Source organism: Streptomyces sp. NPDC002130 (genome assembly GCF_040296465.1).
Taxonomy (GTDB): domain Bacteria; phylum Actinomycetota; class Actinomycetes; order Streptomycetales; family Streptomycetaceae; genus Streptomyces.
This window is the reverse complement of record NZ_JBEOXI010001262.1, coordinates 1-1,042: the sequence shown is the minus strand read 5'-3', so window position 1 is coordinate 1,042 and position 1,042 is coordinate 1. Positions and strand designations below refer to the sequence as shown.

Here is a 1,042-nt window from a genome sequence, read left to right as displayed (position 1 = left end):
ACCGGCTCGTGCGCCGCGACCGTACGGCCGTGGCGGCCGGCTTCGGCCTGCTGCGGCTCGCCGGGGATACGTTCTCGATGCCCGACGGACTTCGGCAACGCGCGTTCTCGACGCGGTGGAATCGATTCGAGACGATCCAGCCACTTACTGGAGTCTGATCGATTCACGCATCGAGGCCGTCGCGTCCCAGAGGGAACGCCTGCTCGACTCCCTGGCTGTGCCATGCCAGTCGCCGACGGTCGGCCAATGACATGAATCTCTCGATCCTGTTGTTTGCCAGTGTTTTTCTCTTGCTGATCGCACGTGCAAGTGTGGTTACGGTGTTGCAAACCCGACCTCAAAACTCGACAAGTACCGGAAGCGGCTTGATCGGGATCTGGTTTTGGGTATCGGTCGTTTGGCCGGTCCTTTTCAAGGCCGTGTTGGGTAGCGTCCTTGCCCTATACATTCCGGTTTCCGGATCCGCGGTCTTCGTGATCGCCTACCTACCCTCGATTGTCATAGGAATCGCGATATTCATTGTGGCGCTGGGGTCCCGCGAATCGTTCCCCTACATTCCCGCGTTGCTGGTAATGGCGGTAGTGATCATGCCGGCCCTCATCTTCGGGGTCGTGGACATCGGCATCGTCGGAGCGATATTCATGATTGTGCCTACGCTCCTGTGGTGCCGTGCCCTCTCTGTTGATGTACTGAATTGGACCCGTCTGTCTTACCAAGGTCTGCTGGTACTTTGTCTGACTGTCGCTGTGGTTTTCGTCGTTTGGCCTGAGGCTGTGGCCGAGACCTGTCGAGTGGACAAGTGCACTGTGGCTGGCCAAGTTCTCACGTCGTCCATTACCGGCAACGGCAACTTTCTCGGGCTTTGTGTCGCATTGCTGAGCGTCATTGCCGTCTATCGGCAACACTGGATCACAGTCGCGGCGGTTGGACTGGCAAGCCTCACCTGATCGAAAATTCTCTAGCCAACCTCGCAAACCTCCTCTTCGCCCCCATCGCCAATCACGCCCTCAACTCGAACAGCACCACACACCACAGACACCCC

The 1,042-nt window shown here is 58.3% G+C and carries 1 protein-coding gene; it reads left to right on the top strand.

Features of this window, described 5'->3' with window-relative positions:
- The first annotated feature begins 251 nt into the window (after positions 1 to 251).
- Positions 252 to 947, top strand: a complete 696-nt coding sequence (locus ABT116_RS50125; protein ID WP_351648491.1) for a hypothetical protein — start codon at positions 252 to 254, stop codon at positions 945 to 947.
- Positions 948 to 1,042: the final 95 nt, after the last annotated feature.

What these genes read in the sequence shown, in the direction of transcription:
- ABT116_RS50125 (WP_351648491.1), top strand. Translation starts at nt 252, where the DNA reads ATGAATCTCTCGATCCTGTTGTTTGCCAGTGTTTTTCTCTTGCTGATC.